Source organism: Sphingopyxis sp. (genome assembly GCF_036261875.1).
Lineage (GTDB): Bacteria > Pseudomonadota > Alphaproteobacteria > Sphingomonadales > Sphingomonadaceae > Sphingopyxis.
In genome coordinates this window covers 1-16,611 of sequence record NZ_DATAJZ010000029.1, presented here as the reverse complement: position 1 = coordinate 16,611, position 16,611 = coordinate 1, and the positions used below count along the sequence as shown (strand labels likewise).

The 16,611-nt window shown below is 65.4% G+C and carries 14 protein-coding genes; 8 read left to right on the top strand and 6 right to left on the bottom strand.

The window, feature by feature from the left end; genetic code table 11:
- Nucleotides 1–28: 28 nt before the first annotated feature.
- Both VHO04_RS13740 and VHO04_RS13735 read left to right on the top strand, forming a co-directional pair.
- Nucleotides 29–1,621 (top strand): isocitrate lyase, encoded by a 1,593-nt coding sequence (locus VHO04_RS13740; RefSeq protein WP_329628812.1) that lies wholly within the window; start codon nt 29–31, stop codon nt 1,619–1,621.
- A gap of 302 nt (nt 1,622–1,923) precedes the next feature.
- Entirely contained in the window at nt 1,924–2,223 is a 300-nt protein-coding gene (locus VHO04_RS13735) for a WYL domain-containing protein (protein WP_329628811.1), read from the top strand.
- On the opposite strand, the gene VHO04_RS13730 is transcribed toward VHO04_RS13735, so the two are convergent.
- Nucleotides 2,220–3,197, bottom strand: coding sequence for a TerC family protein (locus VHO04_RS13730; RefSeq protein ID WP_329628810.1), 978 nt, complete (start codon nt 3,195–3,197; stop codon nt 2,220–2,222). The genes VHO04_RS13735 and VHO04_RS13730 overlap by 4 nt on opposite strands.
- A gap of 73 nt (nt 3,198–3,270) precedes the next feature.
- Nucleotides 3,271–3,453, bottom strand: coding sequence for a DUF465 domain-containing protein (locus VHO04_RS13725; RefSeq protein WP_329628809.1), 183 nt, complete (start codon nt 3,451–3,453; stop codon nt 3,271–3,273).
- Nucleotides 3,454–3,715: 262 nt separating this feature from the next.
- On the opposite strand from VHO04_RS13725, the gene VHO04_RS13720 reads away from it, so the two are divergent.
- Together VHO04_RS13720 and VHO04_RS13715 are read left to right on the top strand one after the other, a co-directional pair.
- Nucleotides 3,716–4,483 carry a crotonase/enoyl-CoA hydratase family protein gene (locus VHO04_RS13720; protein WP_329628808.1) on the top strand — a complete coding sequence of 256 codons (768 nt, stop codon included), beginning with the start codon at nt 3,716–3,718 and terminating at the stop codon, nt 4,481–4,483.
- Between the two features lie 4 nt (nt 4,484–4,487).
- The gene (locus tag VHO04_RS13715) at nt 4,488–5,375 is read left to right on the top strand and encodes an alpha/beta hydrolase family protein (protein WP_329628807.1); all 888 of its coding nucleotides are present in this window, start codon (nt 4,488–4,490) and stop codon (nt 5,373–5,375) included.
- A gap of 438 nt (nt 5,376–5,813) precedes the next feature.
- Here the strand turns inward: VHO04_RS13715 and VHO04_RS13710 are convergent, their stop codons facing one another.
- From VHO04_RS13710 to VHO04_RS13695, 4 genes are all read right to left on the bottom strand, one after another.
- Nucleotides 5,814–7,115: an amidohydrolase gene (locus tag VHO04_RS13710; RefSeq protein WP_329628806.1), complete on the bottom strand. Its 1,302-nt coding sequence runs from the start codon at nt 7,113–7,115 to the stop codon at nt 5,814–5,816.
- Nucleotides 7,116–7,149: 34 nt separating this feature from the next.
- The gene (locus VHO04_RS13705; protein ID WP_297661926.1) at nt 7,150–7,800 is read right to left on the bottom strand and encodes a DUF4893 domain-containing protein; all 651 of its coding nucleotides are present in this window, start codon (nt 7,798–7,800) and stop codon (nt 7,150–7,152) included.
- Nucleotides 7,801–8,422: 622 nt separating this feature from the next.
- Nucleotides 8,423–9,208, bottom strand: a complete 786-nt coding sequence (locus tag VHO04_RS13700; RefSeq protein ID WP_329628805.1) for a 3-hydroxybutyrate dehydrogenase — start codon at nt 9,206–9,208, stop codon at nt 8,423–8,425.
- 30 nt (nt 9,209–9,238) lie between these two features.
- On the bottom strand, nt 9,239–10,384 hold the full coding sequence (locus VHO04_RS13695) for a patatin-like phospholipase family protein (RefSeq protein ID WP_329628804.1): 1,146 nt from the start codon (nt 10,382–10,384) through the stop codon (nt 9,239–9,241).
- 176 nt (nt 10,385–10,560) lie between these two features.
- Between VHO04_RS13695 and ypfJ the strand changes: the two genes are divergently transcribed.
- The 4 genes from ypfJ to VHO04_RS13675 all read left to right on the top strand — a co-directional run.
- Nucleotides 10,561–11,472: a KPN_02809 family neutral zinc metallopeptidase gene (gene ypfJ, locus VHO04_RS13690; protein WP_329628803.1), complete on the top strand. Its 912-nt coding sequence runs from the start codon at nt 10,561–10,563 to the stop codon at nt 11,470–11,472.
- Nucleotides 11,445–12,725, top strand: a complete 1,281-nt coding sequence (locus VHO04_RS13685; RefSeq protein WP_329628802.1) for an amidohydrolase family protein — start codon at nt 11,445–11,447, stop codon at nt 12,723–12,725. The genes ypfJ and VHO04_RS13685 overlap by 28 nt, the downstream gene beginning before the upstream one ends.
- A 329-nt stretch (nt 12,726–13,054) precedes the next feature.
- Nucleotides 13,055–15,127, top strand: a complete 2,073-nt coding sequence (locus tag VHO04_RS13680) for a S9 family peptidase (protein WP_329628801.1) — start codon at nt 13,055–13,057, stop codon at nt 15,125–15,127.
- A gap of 156 nt (nt 15,128–15,283) precedes the next feature.
- The coding region (locus tag VHO04_RS13675) for a class I tRNA ligase family protein (protein ID WP_329628800.1) at nt 15,284–16,611 on the top strand (1,328 nt) is incomplete at its 3' end.

Sequence of the window (16,611 nt, the reverse complement as noted above, 5' to 3'; positions counted from 1 at the left end):
CCATCACCTCCTCACAAGGATACAGACGATGGGCTACCAGGAAGACATGGCGCAGGCAGGCCGCCTCATCCGCGATTACGACGGCACGTGGGACGGCATCAGCAGCGAAAGCATCGCCCGCATGCGTGCCCAGAACAAGTTCCGCACCGGCCTCGACATCGCGCGCTACACCGCGCGGATCATGCGCGCCGACATGGCCGCCTATGACGCCGATCCCGCGAATTACACCCAGTCGCTCGGCTGCTGGCACGGCTTCATCGCGCAGCAGAAGATGATCTCGATCAAGAAGCATTTCGGCACGGTCAAGGGCCGCTACATCTATCTCTCGGGCTGGATGGTCGCGGCGCTGCGCAGCGAGTTCGGTCCGCTTCCCGACCAGTCGATGCACGAAAAGACCAGCGTCCCGGCGCTGATCGAGGAAATCTACACCTTCCTCCGTCAGGCCGACGCGCGTGAACTGGGCGGCCTGTTCCGCGAACTCGACGCCGCGCGCGCCGCAGGCGACGAGGTGAAAGCAAAGCAGATCCAGCACGCGATCGACCATCACGAAACCCACGTCGTACCGATCATCGCCGACATCGATGCGGGCTTCGGCAATGCCGAGGCGACCTATCTGCTCGCCAAGAAGATGATCGAGGCCGGCGCCTGTGCGCTGCAGATCGAGAATCAGGTCTCGGACGAAAAGCAGTGCGGCCATCAGGACGGCAAGGTCACCGTGCCGCACGAGGACTTCATCGCGAAAATCCGCGCCTGCCGCTACGCCTTCATGGAGCTCGGCGTCGAGGACGGCATCATCGTGACGCGCACCGACAGCCTCGGCGCGGGCCTGACCAAGCAGATCGCCGTCTCGAAGGAACCCGGCGACCTTGGCGACCAGTATAACGGCTTCCTCGACTGCGAAGAGGTCGAGGGCGCGGGCAACCCCGGCGACGTGCTGATCAACCGGGGCGGCAAGCTGATGCGCCCGAAGCGCCTGCCCTCGAACCTCTATCAGTTCCGGCCCGGAACCGGCGAGGATCGCTGCGTCATGGACTGCATCGCCAGCCTTCAGAACGGGGCCGACCTGCTGTGGATCGAAACCGAAAAGCCGCACATCGAACAGATCGCCGGCATGGTCGACCGCATCCGCGAAGTCGTCCCCAACGCGAAGCTCGCCTATAATAATTCGCCGAGCTTCAACTGGACGCTCAACTTCCGCCAGCAGGTGTTCGACGCCTGGGAAAAGGAAGGCAAGGATGTCAGCGCCTATGACCGCGCCAGGCTGATGAGCGTCGATTATGACGGCACCGCGCTGTCGGACGAAGCCGACAACCGCATCCGCACCTTCCAGCGCGACGCGGCGAAGCGGGCGGGCATTTTCCATCACCTGATCACGCTGCCGACTTACCACACCGCGGCGCTGTCGACCGACAATCTGGCGAAGGAATATTTCGGCGACGAAGCGATGCTCGGCTACGTCAAGAACGTCCAGCGCGCGGAAATCCGCCAGGGCATCGCCTGCGTGAAGCATCAGAATATGTCGGGCAGCGACATCGGCGACGATCACAAGGAATATTTCGCCGGCGAAGCGGCTCTCAAGGCCGCCGGCAAAGACAATACGATGAACCAGTTTGCGGCCTGACGACCGCAGGGGGAATCAGTTCGCCCCCTGACATGAGTTCGGCGCGAGGGGACCCGTTGCACCCCCTCGTGCCACCCGGTTCGGCGCGGGGCGCCTTGCACGAAACCCCGCGCCTCCCAAGCTTTCCTGGGGAGGAAAGCCTGTCCGTCGGAAGCCGCGAGGCCTCCGGCGGACATTTTTATTGGAGACGCGAAAAGGAAAAGCCTTACCTCTGACAACGTTTTCCCTTGCCCCATTCGCCGCGTCGATGCATTATGCTGCAACGCACAAATTCCCCCGAACCTCCCCGAGGCTATTTCGCGATGAATGACAACCGGCTGACGCTGATGGAAGCGATCGCCCGCCGCCGCCGGATCACGGCGCTCTACAACGGGACGCGCATGACGCTTGCCCCACATCAGTTGTTCGAGCGCCACGGCGCGCTGTTCGTCAGCGCCCTCAATCTCGACAAGAACTGGCGGTCCGACGACCAACGCCGACTCGGCCATTTCAAGCTCGACGGACTCGGCGCGGCCGCGCTCGAGGAAGAGGAGTTCGAGCCGCTCCCCTCGTTCGAGGCGGCCGCGCCGCGCGACGACGATATCCTGCTGATGGCGGTCTAGGCGGGTTCCTCGGCCTTTGTCTTCACCAGCGACCAGATCACCCCGCCCGCGATCAGCGCCACCGTCACGCCAAGGCTGACGAGCGGCGGGAATTTGCCGCCGCCGAGCAGGAAATCGGCGACGAAGATCTTCGATCCGATGAAGACGAGCACCAGCGCCAGCGCATATTTGAGATAGTGGAAGCGATGCACCATCGCCGCGAGCGCGAAATAGAGCGCGCGCAGGCCGAGGATCGCCATGATGTTCGACGTATAGACGATGAAGGTGTCGGTCGTGATCGCGAAGATCGCGGGCACGCTGTCGACCGCGAACACCAGGTCGGCGAGGTTGATCACGACGAGCGCGAGAAACAGCGGCGTCGCGGCGAGCGCCAGCTTGCCGGTCTTCGTATCGGGCACGCGCACGAAGAATTTCTCGCCATGCAGTTCGTGCGTGATCGGGATATGGCGCGAGAGCCATTTGACCACCGGATTGCCCGCAACGTCCATCGGTTTGTCGCCAGCGAACAGCATCTTCACGCCGGTGAAGATCAGGAAAGCTGCGAAGACATAGAGCAGCCAGCCATATTCGGTGACCAGCGCCGCGCCGCCCGCGATCATGATCCCGCGCAGCACGATCACCGCGACGATGCCCCAGAGCAGAGCGCGATACTGGTAGCGCGGCGGGATCGCAAAGGTCGCGAAGATCAACGAGATGACGAAGATATTGTCGATCGACAGCGCCTTCTCAATGAAGAAGCCGGTATAATATTGCAGGCCGGCCTCGCCGCCCTTCTCGGCCCAGATCCACGCGCCGAACGCCAGCGCGATGCCGATATAGAGCAGCGAGAGCTTCAGGCTCTCGCCGATCCCCATCTCCCTGTTTTCGCGGTTGAGGATACCGAGGTCGAAGGCGGTCAGCGCCGCGACGAGGGCGAGGAAGGCCAGCCAGAACCAGGCCGGGGTTCCCAGCCAGTCGGCGAACAGAAATTCCATGATGATCATCCCTGGCACGCGCCAAGGACGCCGCCCCTGAGGGGCAGCGCCATCGGTCGCTTATCCTGTTGAACTAAAGCGCGAGCGCAGGCTGGCGCGACAGGCTCGCGAGCCGTTTGCGGATCGCGAGCTTCGCAGCCTTCAGTCGCAGCAGCCGGAACGGATCGGCGCCGCGGCGGCGGTTTTCGCGGCGCAGCGCATCGTCGATGCGGCGGTGCCATTCGGTCAGCCGGTAAAATCGGGAATTGAACGTCATAAGGGCCTCCTGATTGATGAAATCAAGCAGGTGACGCCGACACCACGACCCGGGATTGAGGGGAGAGATGGGCCGCAAGCATCGGTGTCACCCGATGCGGTCCGACATCACGTGGCGGAAAATATTTCCGCCGACGCCAGAGGGGCCCGGCCCGCATGTCGATGATCTAGGGTGGGGCGCGGGTCGTTTCAACCCTTTGCCCTCGCCCCGCCTGTCATGTTAGCCCGGAAAGGCATCGGATGATCGAGCCGGGGAGCGAATCATGACAGTGTTGGTCGACCGCGACGGCCCGGTGACGATCGTCACCATCGACCGCCCCGAAAAACGGGGCGCCGTCGATCCCGCGACCGCAATCGCCCTGCGCGAAGCCTTCGCCGCCTTCGCGAACGATACGCACGCGCGTGTCGCGATCCTGACCGGCAGCGCGGGGTATTTCTGCGCAGGCTTCGACCTCGACGCGGTCGGCACGACGCGCTACGACCCCGACGGTCCCGGCCCGATGGGCCCGACGCGAATGCTGCTCGACAAGCCGGTGATCGCGGCGGTCGAGGGTCATGCGGTCGCAGGCGGGCTCGAACTCGCGCTGTGGTGCGACATGCGCGTCGCTGCAGCGAGCGCGGTGTTCGGCGTCTATTGCCGCCGCTGGGGCGTGCCGCTGATCGACGGCGGCACCGTCCGCCTGCCGCGTATCGTCGGACAGGGCCGCGCGATGGACATGATCTTGACCGGCCGCCCCGTCGCCGCCGACGAAGCGCTGCACATCGGCCTCGCCGACCGCGTCGTTGCCGACGGAACCGCGCTGCCCGCCGCGATCGAGCTCGCGAAACAGATCGCCGCCTTCCCGCAAATCTGCATGAACAGCGACCGCCTCAGCGCCTATCGCCAGTGGGATTTCGATATCGAGGGGGCGCTGGCGCACGAAGCCCATGCCGGGGTCGCGCCGCTGCGCGAAGGCGCGGCGGCGGGCGCCCGACGCTTCACCGAAGGCGCCGGACGCGGCGGCAGCTTCGCCGCTTTCAAGGGAGAATAATAGAATGCGACATCTGCTTGCCGCGGCCGCGCTGGCCGCCCTGCCCTTCGCCGCGCAGGCACAGGCACAGGCACCGGACATTCCGGCCGCGATCTACACCGATCCCGCGCGCGACAAGAATCATCCGGCGGCGATGGAGGTCGTCCATATCCCGACCGGCGGAGTGGAGATCAACGGCGTCGTCTATGTCGCCGCGGGCGCCGGGCCGCACCCCACCGTCATCCTCTGCCACGGGCTGCCGGGGCTCGAGAAGAATCTGGACCTCGCGCAGGCGATCCGCCGCGCGGGGTGGACGGTGATCACCTTCAACTATCGCGGATCGTGGGGCAGTCCGGGCGACTATCGTCTCGCGGGCAACCTCGATGACACCGACGCGGTGCTCGCCTTTGCGCGCGATCCCGCCAATGCCGCGAAGCTCCGGATCGACCCCGCGCGGCTGGTCGTCATCGGGCACAGCATGGGCGGCTGGGTGACCGCGCTGACCGCGGCGCACGACAAGGCGCTGCTCGGCGCCGCGATGATCTCGTCGGGCAATATGGGCGCGCTCGCCGGGGTGCCGCGCGCGTCGGCCGCGGCGCTGCTCCGCGCCAACGGCCTCGAAGCGCTCGCGGGCACCAGCCCCGACATCATGGCGGACGAGATCATCGCCAACAAGGACCGCTTCGACTTCGTCAAGGCCGCGCCGCAGCTTCGCGATACCCATTTGTTCGTGCTGACCTCCGACGACGGCTTCGCGGCGATGAGCGATGCGCTGAGCGACGCGATCAAGGCGGAGGGCGGCACGAAGCTCAAGACGCTGCACGTCGCGACCGACCATAGCTGGTCCGACGCGCGCATCCGGCTGGAGAGCGAGATCGTGCGGTGGCTGGCCGGACTGAGCCCGCAACGCTGACAAGCGAACAGGACGTTGGGGATGAAGATTCCCCATGCCTTCTTTCGTCATCGCGGTTTGGGTCGAGGGTCCGGCCGGCGCCAGTGCGGAATAATCCAAAGTTCAGGGAAGTTCAGCCTATTGCGTTCCCGATTAAACCTCACGATGTGCTGAACGCGTCCGATACGCCTCGCCGTGTTCGCACCCGCAAGCTGCGCCGCAACCACCTTTGCCCACCAAATGAAAGAGCCTGATGAAAGCTGGCATAGTGGGACAATGTAGGAAAGGTCTATTTGACGACGATGCCTCTTTGGGGTGGGAAGCGCCACTCCCCTTCTTCGTCATTCCCGCGAAAGCGGGAACCCAGTGTGGGGTCAGCTGACTCACGCTCTGGGTTCCCGCTTTCGCGGGAATGACGAGAAGTTATAAGACGCAGAATGTCGATTGTCGGCCGATCCCCTACCCCTTCGCCATCAGCTTCATCGCCATCGACGTCAGCGCCTCGGTCGCGGTCGAGATGACCGCGGGGGCATCGGGGGCCCAGAAGGGCGAGTGGAGGCTGGGGAGCGTCCGCCCTTCCTTCTTCGCCGCGTCAAATTCGGCCTGCGGGACGCCGCCGACCCAGATGATCAGGCTCTTGATATCCTTATTTTCGTCGCGCGAAAAGCGGCCGAAATCCTCGCCGCCCATCACCGGCGGAAGCTGCACGACGCGCTGGTCGCCGAAGCGCGCCTTGAGGCCCGCCGCCATCTCCTCGGTGAAATCGGGGGTGTTGAAGGTCGCTGGCGTATATTCCTCCTTTTCGACGCTCACCACCGGCATCCGGTCTTCGGGGATGCCCGCCGCGATTGCCTCGCCCTTCGCGACGCGCGCGATGCCGTCGAGCAGCTTCGCGCGCACCTCGTCGGTATAGCTGCGCACCGTCAGCTGCAGCTTCGCCTCGTCGGGAATGATATTATGCTTGGCGCCGGCGTGGAAGCTGCCGACCGTGACCACCGCGCTGTCGAGCGGGCTCGTCTCGCGCGACACCAAAGTCTGGAGCGAGGTCACGATGCGGCTTGCGAGCACGATCGGGTCTTTGGTCGCCTGCGGATAGGCGCCGTGACCGCCGAGCCCCTTCACGAGAATATCGACGCTGTCGACATTCGCCAGCGCATAGCCCGGCGTATAGCCGATCATCCCCGCCGGAAACTGCGCCGCGTCGTGAAAGGCGATCGCATATTGCGGGCGCGGAAAGCGCGTATAGAGCCCGTCCGCCAACATCATCCGCGCGCCCGCGCCGCGTTCCTCGGCGGGCTGGCCGATCATCACCAGCGTGCCCGACCATTTATCCTTGTTCGCGGCCATCAGCCGCGCGGTGCCGATCCAGCTCGTCATATGGGTGTCGTGGCCGCAGGCGTGCATCACCCCGGTCTCGACGCCTTCCTTGGTCGTCACCCGCACCTTCGACGCGCCGGGCCATCCCGTCTGCTCGGTCACCGGCAGCCCGTCCATGTCGGCGCGGATCAGCACGACCGGGCCGGGGCCGTTCTTCATCACCGCGACGACGCCGGTGCCGCCGACCTTTTCGGTGACCGCGAAGCCGAGCTTGCGCGCCTCGGCGGCAAGGATGCCCGCGGAACGGACCTCCATGAAGCTGAGTTCGGGGTTGGCGTGCAGATCCTTGTAGATCGTCATCAGCGACGGCATCTGCTTCTGCACCTCTGCGCCCAGATCCTGCGCCGCGGCGGGCGCGCCGATCGCGAGGGCGGCCACGCCCATCCACAAGCTCCGCATCATCATCTTCCCCTTTTTGTCAGCCGGCCGGAACGAGCTCGATCACGTCGAGCAAGGATTCATAAGCGGGCGACGGAAGCACCAGCCGCCAGCGATTGTCGCCGATCCGTTCGACCAGCCCCGCCATGTCGCGCATCCGGTCGCTGCCATAGCTGACCGCGATCGACTCGTCGCCGAGCACCAGCGTGCCCAGAAAGACCTGCCGCGTCAGGCTGTCGGGAAAGATCAGCCCGACCGGCCGCTGCGATCCGGTGAGCTTGGTCAGGCTCATCAGCCCCTGTTCGGGCGCGACGCGGCAGCGGAACCAGTCATAGGCGATATAGCCGAGCGTCCCGCGTCCCTGCGTCCCGACCTTGATCGTGCGGCAGCGATAGTCGCCCGGCGGCAGATGCGGGTTGGGCAGCGCGGCGTTGGGCTGAAGCAGCACGCCTTCGTGCTCGACGCTCGCCCCATAGCCCTTGGCGCGCGCGCTGGCGAGCGCGGCGGTCCAGCTCGAATACCAGTTCCGGATGCGCTGCTTGTCCTGCGCGGTCGCGGTCGCGCGCCACGTTCCCGCCGGATCGGCGACCGGCGCATCGGCCGACGACGGCGGCACCGACGGCACCGTCTGACAAGCGCCGAGGGCAAGCCCCAGCGCCACGATGGATAGTTTTGGGATGCGACCCCGCATATCGTCCTCCTGCCCCCTGTTCGGTTAACCTTAAGAGCCGGATGGATAATGCTCAAGGCCGCGTGATCGCTTTGCGGGTTTCGATACGGACCGGGCCGCCTTCCATTTCGTCATGCTGAACTTGTTTCAGCATCCATGGCCCGAGTTCTCGTGAAGCGCTGCGCCGAAGGAAACGGCAGGCCATGGACCCTGAAACGAGTCGGCCTATATTCCCCCTAGACCTGTAAAGCGGCCGCTTCGCGGCAAAAGTTGACGTAGATAGGATTCGCGCAGAGATCGCAGGGAGGAAGAGAGGAAGGTCACGCGGAGCCGCGGAGCCGCGGAGAGATGGGGCTTGCCGCAAAGCGGCTTTCTTCCTGCAACGCCGCGGCCTGCCGCATCCCCGACAAAAAGGGCGGGCCTGTCGGCCCGAACCTGCCTCTCCGCGGCTCCGCGGCTCCGCGCGAACCAAAATCTCTGCGATCTCTGCGCCTCTGCGCGAATCTCATGAAACGGCCGGCATGGCCTTCTTCCCAATTGGCTCCCCCAGGCTCTCGTTAGAAAACATATATGTCGGAAAGGGATAATCCCGGATCAAATCCCGGGTGACGAAAAATCAAAGCAGGCTGCGTTGCGGCGGAGGTCAGGCCGCGGTCCATCCCCCGTCGACGCTGAGGTTGGCGCCGGTGATGTTCGCCGCCTCGTCGCGCGTCAGGAAAGCCGCGAGCGCCGCGACCTGATCGACGGTGACGAACTCCTTGGTCGGCTGGCCCGCGAGCAGCACGTCGTTGATCACCTGCTCGCGCGTCATGTGCCGCGCCTTCATCGTGTCGGGGATCTGATTCTCGACCAGCGGCGTCCAGACATAGCCGGGGCTGATGCAGTTGACGGTGATCCCCGCCTCTGCGACTTCGAGCGCGACGGTCTTGGTCAGCCCGGCGAGCCCGTGCTTCGCGGTGACATAAGCCGATTTGAATGGCGAGGCGACGAGCGAATGCGCCGAGGCGGTGCCGATGATCCGCCCCCATTTCTTCTGGCGCATCCCCGGCACCGCGTGGCGGATCGTGTGGAAGGCGGCGGTCAGGTTGAGCGCGATGATCATGTCCCATTTTTGGGTCGGGAAATCCTCGACCGGCGACACGAACTGCATCCCCGCATTGTTGACGAGAATGTCGACCCCGCCCAGATCCTTGTCGGCGCGCTGGAACATCGCCTCGATCTCGTCGGGCTTGGTGAGGTCGGCACCGTCATAGACCGCCTTGCCGCCGTTGAGCACCGCCAGCGCCGAGCGCTCGGCCTCGATCGCGTCGGCGTCGCCGAAGCCGTTGATGACGATATTCGCGCCCGCGGCGGCGAACGCCTTGGCGATGCCGAGCCCGATGCCCGAGGTCGATCCGGTGACGAGCGCAGTCTTGCCTTTGAGATGCATGGAATAAGTCCTTTCAGGTGGGGGAGAGGGTCAGCCGGCCTTGGGGCGAAGATCGCCCGACTGGACGGCGAAGCTGTCGGAGCGCCCTTCGGCGATACTGTCGGCGAGCAGGTGGCCGTCCTTCATCGCGGCCTCGACCGCGGCGCGGCCGAGCGCCCAGTTGGCCTCCATCGTCGCGCGCGAAAATTCGAAATCGCGCACGCCGGTCTGCCACGCGGGCGGCTGGTGAATAAGCTGGACGACGTTGAGCGCCTTGGCGTCGATCATGCGTTCGACTGCTTTCACCTCGGGCAGGTCGCGGGCTTCGGGCGGCAGCTTGGCGAGCATCCGGTCGATCAGCCGATGCTCCTTGCGCCGGCGCACCAGCCCATCGGAAATACGCCGCGTGCGGCTGGAAAAGCGGATATCCTTCTCGCGCGACCAGGCTTCCTCCAGATCGTGCGGGCGCTCGCCGCGCGCGGGGAAAAGGTCGACCTGAAAGACGAGCATATCCTCGTGCCCGGCTTCGACGACATGTTCGAGCGGGGTGTTCGACACGAGCCCGCCGTCCCAATACCAGATCCCGTCGATCTCGATCGGCGGCAGACCCGGCGGCAGCGCGCCCGACGCCATGATATGGCGCGCGTCGATCGTGTCGGTTGTCGTGTCGAAATAGCGAAAATTGCCCGTCTCGACCGCGACCGCGCCGACCGACAGCCGCACCTTGCCATGGTTCAGCCGCTCCCAGTCGACCAGCCGGTCGAGCGTCGCGGCGAGCGGCGCGGTATCGTAGAAACTGACCGCGGCGGGCGTCTGCCGCTCGGCGAACATCGGCGGCGGGATGCGCGGGACGAAAAAGCCGGGCACGCCGAAGGTCGCGACCTGCGCCGCCGCGCCCAGATGCACCCATTCGCGGATCAGATCGTTGTCGACGGTCGGCAGCGAGGGCAACGCCGACGACACGCCCTCCCAAAACTCGCGCATCCGGCCGACCGCTTCGTCGCGCGGATTGCCCGCGATGATAGCGGCGTTGACCGCGCCGATCGAAATGCCCGCGACCCAATCGAGCTCGATCCCGAGTTCGATCAACGCTTCATAGATACCCGCCTGAAACGCCCCGAGCGCGCCTCCGCCTTGCAGGACGAGGACGACCAGATCGGGAAGCGGCAAAGCGGCGCGGGCAGCACGGCGGGGCATGGACTCGAAACGATTCCTCAGTTTTGCGTTCGGCACCCTGAGCCTTTTGTGCACCGCAACAGACCGGATTGCAAGTCTCCGCTCTGTGTCCCCGCAGAACGCGAAGCCCCTTCCAATTGCCCCCCGCTGCTGCCACTATCCGCCCCGGACAGACACTTAGCGGCGGGAGGGACCCCATGCGCCTCGACGATTATGATCCCGGCGACGATATTCAGGATCTCGGGCGCGGAAGCGGCGGGTTCGGCGGCGGCGGGGGCGGCGGCATGGGCGGCCTGCTGTTCGGCCTGCTGCCGATGCTGCTCGGCCGCAAGATGGGGTGCGGGACGATCCTGCTGCTCGGCGTCGTCGCTTTCTTCCTGCTCGGGCCGGGCATGAACATGCTGGGGTCGGGCGGCAGCACGGCCGATCCGGCGGCCGACAGCAGCGGCACGCAAGCCGGCGCAGCGGCGTGCGACACGCAGGCCGAACGCTTCGCCTGTCAGGTGTTCAGTTCGACCAACCGTTTCTGGGGCAGCCAGATCAGCGGCTATCGGGAACCGGGTCTGCGCTTCTTTCGCGAAGAAAATGAGTCGGGCTGCGGCGCCGCGCAGTCGGCGATGGGGCCTTTCTATTGCCCGGCCGACCAGCGCATCTATCTCGACACCGAATTCTTCGACGAACTCCAGAACAAGTTCCGCGCCGCCGGGGACGCGGCGCAGGCCTATGTCGTCGCGCACGAGGTCGGCCACCATATCCAGACGATCACCGGCATTTCCGATCAGGTCCGCAACGCCCAGCAGCGCGCCTCGCAGGCGCAGGGCAATGCGTTGCAGGTCCGTATGGAGTTGCAAGCCGATTGCTATGCCGGCGTCTGGGCGAACCGCGCGCGCAACAAGGACGGCCAGCAGGTGATGGAGCCCGGCGACATGGAGGAAGCGATGCGCGCCGCCAATGCGATCGGCGACGACACGCTGATGCGCTCGGCGGGCCAGCGCCCGGTGCCCGAAAGCTTCACGCACGGGACGAGCGAGCAGCGCATGACCTGGCTGCGCCGCGGCCTCGAAACGGGGGATCCGAAACAGTGCGACACCTTCAGCGCGTCGCTCTGATCGCGGTAGCGGCGGCGCTTGCCGCCACGCCTGCTTCGGCCGAAACGCTCTATGTTCAGACCGGGCAGCTGATCGACGGTGTCTCGAACGAGGTCCGCACCGGCCAGTGCGTGACGATCGAGGATGAGCATATCAGGGCGGTCGGCCCGTGCGGCAAGGCGCCCGCCGGGGCGACGGTCGTCGACTGGTCGGCCTATACGGTGCTGCCGGGGCTGATCGACCTCCACACCCACCTCGCCGATGTCGGACAGAGCGCCGACGTCGCAGCGCCGATCAAGGCCTCGCCCGCCGAAACTGCGCTCGTCGGCGCGCGCAACGCGCGGGTGACGCTCAACGCCGGCTTCACGAGCGTGCGCGACGTCGGCACCTATCGCGGGCTGACCGACGTGGCGCTCCGCAACGCGATCGACCGCAGCGACGTGCCGGGGCCGCGCATGTGGGTCGCGGGTGCCTATATCACCATTCCGGGCGGCGGCGGCGAGGTGAACGGCGTCGTCCCGAACGACCAGCTTCCGCCCGACATGCGCCTCGGCGTCGCCGCGACGCCGGAGGAAGCCGCGCAGAAGACCGCCTATCTGCTCGACCATGGCGCCGATTTCATCAAGACGATCGCCACCGGCGCCGTGCTCGCGATCGGCACCGAACCCGGCGCGCCCGAACTCACCGAGGATCAGCTTCGCGCGGTGGTGAAGGTCGCCCACGCCCGCGGCAAGCGGGTCACCGCGCATGCCCATGGTGCGGTCGGGATCAAGAATGCGATCCGCGCCGGGGTCGACAGCATCGAACATGCGAGCCTTGCCGACGAGGAAGCGCTGCAGATGGCGAAAGCGCACGGCACCTGGCTGGTCATGGACATCTACAACGGCACCTATATCGACGAGATCGGGACCAAGGAAGGCTGGCCCGAGGAATATCTCCGCAAGAACCGCGAGACCACCGACACCCAGCGCGCGGCGTTCAGGCGAGCGGTCGAACTGGGGGTGAAGATCGGTTACGGCACCGACGCCGGCGTCTATCCGCACGGCCTCAACGCACGGCAATTCGCGAACATGGTCAAATATGGCATGACGGCGATGCAGGCCATTCAGGCCGCCACCGGCCGCGCGTCGGAAGAAATGGGCCGCGCCGACATCGGCGCCATCGTGCCGGGGCGCTATGCCGACATGGTCGCGGTCAAGGCCGATCCGCTGAAGGACATCACGGCGCTGGAAGCGATCGACCGTGTAATGAAGGGCGGCGCGGTCATTCGCTGACGAGTGGAAGCTGACCTATCTTGCATCGTCATCCCCGACTTGATCCGGGATCCATTTATCTGGCGCTGAGAGAATGGATCCCGGATCAAGTCCGGGATGACGAGAGTCTGAAAGCAGCCGATAAGGGACATTCTGCGTCTCAACACTTCGTCATTCCCGCGAAAGCGGGAACCCAGGGTGAGGTCAGCCGACGCACGCTCTGGGTTCCCGCTTTCGCGGGAATGACAAATGTTGGGGATGTCCCCTCCCTACCCCCAAAGCCGCCCTTGATGTTCGACCAACACCACGAACGGGGTTGAACGCACGCGCGGCACGGCTAAACCGCTTTCATGCGAAACCATTTCATCCCCAGCGCCATCGCGCTCGCCGCCGCCCTTTCCGCCACGCCCGCCCTTGCCCGGCCGATGACCGAGGTCGATCTGGCAACGCTGAAGCGCGTCGGCGCCCCGGCCGCGTCGCCCGACGGACGTTGGGTCGTGTTCCAGATGACCGAGACCGCGCCCGACAGCTACAAGCGCTCGACCGGCCTCTGGCTCGTCGACCGCAAGGCAAAGGACGCCAAGCCGGTCCAGATCGCCGATACGCCGGGCAAGAACGAGACCTCGCCCGCCTTCGCGCCCGACGGCAGCCTCTATTTCCTCTCGAACGCATCGGGCAGCGATCAGGTCTGGCGGATCGACGTCAAGGCGGGCGGCGCGGCGACGCAGGTCACCGATACCAAGGCCGAGGTCGCGGGCTTCAAGATTTCGCCCAATGGCGAGCGGCTGCTCGCGTGGGGCGACATTCCGATGGAATGCACCGATTTCGGCTGCGACGCCAAGGATAAAGACGCGCTCGTCGGCCCGGGCACCGGCCGCCTCTACAAGGACGGCGCGGGTTTCGTGCGCCATTGGGATCAATGGGAAACGCCCGGCACGCACAGCCGCCCCTTCGTCTTCAACCTCGCGGACGGCAAGGCGAGCGTCGCGCGCCCGATCGCCGCAGGGCTGGTCGGCGATACCCCGTCGAAGCCCTTTGGCGGCGGTGAAGAACTCGCCTGGGGGCCGGACAGCCGCACCGTCTATTTCACGATGCGCAAGGCCGACCGCGACGAGCCGCGCTCGACCAACCTCGATATCTATAGCTGGCTGGTCGACAGCCGGATGATGCCGGTCAACCTGACCGAGAGCAATCAGGCGACCGACACCCTGCCCGCCCCGTCGCCCGACGGCAAATGGCTCGCCTATGCCGCGATGGCGCGGCCCGGCTATGAAGCCGACCGGCAGGTGCTGATGCTCCGCAACCTCGAAAATGGCGAGACGAAGAAGCTGACCGACGCCTGGGACCGCTCGGTCGGATCGATCGCGTGGGCGGCGGACGGCAAGTCGCTCTACGTCACCGCACAGGACGTGCTCGATAATCCGGTGTTCAAGGTCGACGCCACGACCGGCAAGGTCGAGCGGCTCAAGGCGTCGACCGAGGCGTTCGACGGCAACATCGGCGACGTCAGCGTCCTGCCGGGCGGCGGACTCCTCTATTCGCGCAATACCGCGTTGCTGCCGACCGACATCTATGCCCGCGACGCGAAGGGCAAGGTGACGCAGCTTACCGCCGTCAATGCGGCGACCCTCGCCAGCTTCGATCCGGTCAAGATCGACCGGATGCAGTTCGCGGGCGCGAACGGCGACAAGGTCTGGGGCATGATCCTGAAGCCCGCGAAGGCCACCGCCAAGCTGCCGGTCGCCTTCATCGTCCACGGCGGCCCGCAGGGCAGTTTCGGCAACAGCTGGTCGACGCGCTGGAACCCGCGCCTTTTCGCCGAACAGGGTTATGGCGTCGTCACCGTCGATTTCCACGGCTCGACCGGCTACGGTCAGGCCTTCACCGACAGCATCAACAAGGATTGGGGCGGCAAGCCGCTTCAGGATCTGAAACTCGGCCTCGCCGCGGCGGGCAAGCAGGATGCGCAGCTCGACATCGCCAACGCCTGCGCGCTCGGCGCCTCCTACGGCGGTTACATGATGAACTGGATCGCGGGTCAGTGGACCGACGGCTTCAAATGCCTCGTCCAGCATGACGGCGTCTTCGACGCGCGCGCCATGGCCTATGAGACCGAGGAGTTGTGGTTCGACGAATGGGAGCATGGCGGCGCTTATTTCGAGGTTCCCGAGGAGTTCGAAAAATGGAACCCGGTGAACCATGTCGACAAGTGGAAGACCCCGATGCTGGTGATCACCAGCGAAAAGGATTTCCGCATTCCCTATACGCAGGGGATCGCCGCCTTCACCGCGCTCCAGCGCCACGGCGTTCCGTCGCAACTGCTCGTCTTCCCCGATGAAAATCATTGGGTGCTGAAGGGCGCGAACAGCGTCCAGTGGCACCGCACCGTGTTCGACTGGCTGGGGACATATCTCAAGAAATAGCCCCGACTTCCTTTTCCTCGTCACCCCGGACTTGATCCGGGGTCCCGCTTTTCCCTTCCAGCGCACAAAGCGGGATGCCGGATCAAGTCCAGCATGACGAAAAGCAGGTTGGTTCCCCCTTGCCGCGCCGCAGCATGGCTGGCAAAGGCGCCCGCTATGCCGATGGAAAAAACCTTCGATCCCGCCGCCATCGAGGCGAAATGGGCCCAGACTTGGGAAAGCCGCGGACTGTTCCGCCCGGAGCGCCCGAACGCGCAGCCGTTCACGATCGTCAATCCGCCGCCGAACGTCACCGGCGCGCTGCACATCGGCCATGCGCTCGACAATACGTTGCAGGACGTGCTCGTCCGCTACGAACGGCTGCGCGGCAAGGATGCGCTGTGGGTCGTCGGCATGGACCATGCCGGCATCGCGACGCAGATGGTCGTCGAACGCCAGCTCGAGGAGCGGCAGGACAAGCGCACCAACTACACCCGCGAGCAATTCGTCGAGAAAGTATGGCAGTGGAAAGCGGAAAGCGGCGGCCAGATCACCGGCCAGCTCCGCCGCCTCGGCTGCTCGATGGACTGGTCGCGCGAGCAGTTCACCATGGACCCGCATTTCACCCGCGCGGTCGTGAAGGTGTTCGTCGACCTCCACAAGAAGGGCCTGATCTACCGCGACAAAAGGCTGGTGAACTGGGACCCGAAGCTCAAGACCGCGATCTCCGACCTGGAGGTCGAGACGCACGAGGTGCAGGGCGGCTTCTGGCACTTCAAATATCCGCTCGCCGACGGCGTCACGCTCGACGCCAATAATCCTTTGGGGGCACGCGATTATATCGAGGTCGCGACGACGCGCCCCGAAACGATGCTCGCCGACATGGCGGTCGCGGTGCATCCCGACGACGCGCGCTACAAGAGCGTGATCGGCAAGGACATCCTCCAGCCGATCACCGGGCGCCGCTTCAAGGTCGTTGCCGACGAACATGCCGACCCCGAACTCGGGTCGGGCGCGGTGAAGATCACGCCGGGGCATGATTTCAACGACTTCGAGGTCGGCAAGCGCGCAGGGTTCAAGCCTGGCGAGATGCTGAACATGTTCGACGGCGATGCGAATGTGATCCAGACCGCCGACGGGCTGATCCCGGACGAATATCTCGGCCTGCATCGCTTCAAGCGCGATGGCGTCGACGGCGCACGCGAACTGGTCGTGCAGCGGATGAAGGCGCTTGGCTTCCTGATCCCGCACGTCGACAAGGATGGCGCCGAACATGACGCCGAGCCGCGCACGATCCAGACGCCCTTTGGCGACCGCGGCGGCGTGGTGATCGAACCCTGGCTGACCGACCAATGGTATGTCGATGCGGAAAAGCTGGCCGTCGCGCCCATGCAGGCGGTGCGTGACGGGCGGATCGAAATTGTTCCCAAGACCTGGGAAAAGACATTCTTCAACTGGATGGAGAATATCCAGCCCTGGTGCGTGTCGCGGCAGCTGTGGTGGGG

Excerpts from the sequence above, each read along its gene's own strand:
- VHO04_RS13725 (WP_329628809.1), bottom strand. The coding sequence starts at position 3,453 with ATGACGTTCAATTCCCGATTTTACCGGCTGACCGAATGGCACCGCCGC.
- VHO04_RS13735 (WP_329628811.1), top strand. The coding sequence starts at position 1,924 with ATGAATGACAACCGGCTGACGCTGATGGAAGCGATCGCCCGCCGCCGC.
- VHO04_RS13715 (WP_329628807.1), top strand. The coding sequence starts at position 4,488 with ATGCGACATCTGCTTGCCGCGGCCGCGCTGGCCGCCCTGCCCTTCGCC.
- VHO04_RS13710 (WP_329628806.1), bottom strand. The coding sequence starts at position 7,115 with ATGGGCGTGGCCGCCCTCGCGATCGGCGCGCCCGCCGCGGCGCAGGAT.
- VHO04_RS13740 (WP_329628812.1), top strand. The coding sequence starts at position 29 with ATGGGCTACCAGGAAGACATGGCGCAGGCAGGCCGCCTCATCCGCGAT.
- VHO04_RS13705 (WP_297661926.1), bottom strand. The coding sequence starts at position 7,800 with ATGCGGGGTCGCATCCCAAAACTATCCATCGTGGCGCTGGGGCTTGCC.
- VHO04_RS13730 (WP_329628810.1), bottom strand. The coding sequence starts at position 3,197 with ATGGAATTTCTGTTCGCCGACTGGCTGGGAACCCCGGCCTGGTTCTGG.
- VHO04_RS13700 (WP_329628805.1), bottom strand. The coding sequence starts at position 9,208 with ATGCATCTCAAAGGCAAGACTGCGCTCGTCACCGGATCGACCTCGGGC.
- VHO04_RS13680 (WP_329628801.1), top strand. The coding sequence starts at position 13,055 with ATGCGAAACCATTTCATCCCCAGCGCCATCGCGCTCGCCGCCGCCCTT.
- VHO04_RS13695 (WP_329628804.1), bottom strand. The coding sequence starts at position 10,384 with ATGCCCCGCCGTGCTGCCCGCGCCGCTTTGCCGCTTCCCGATCTGGTC.
- VHO04_RS13720 (WP_329628808.1), top strand. The coding sequence starts at position 3,716 with ATGACAGTGTTGGTCGACCGCGACGGCCCGGTGACGATCGTCACCATC.
- ypfJ (WP_329628803.1), top strand. The coding sequence starts at position 10,561 with ATGCGCCTCGACGATTATGATCCCGGCGACGATATTCAGGATCTCGGG.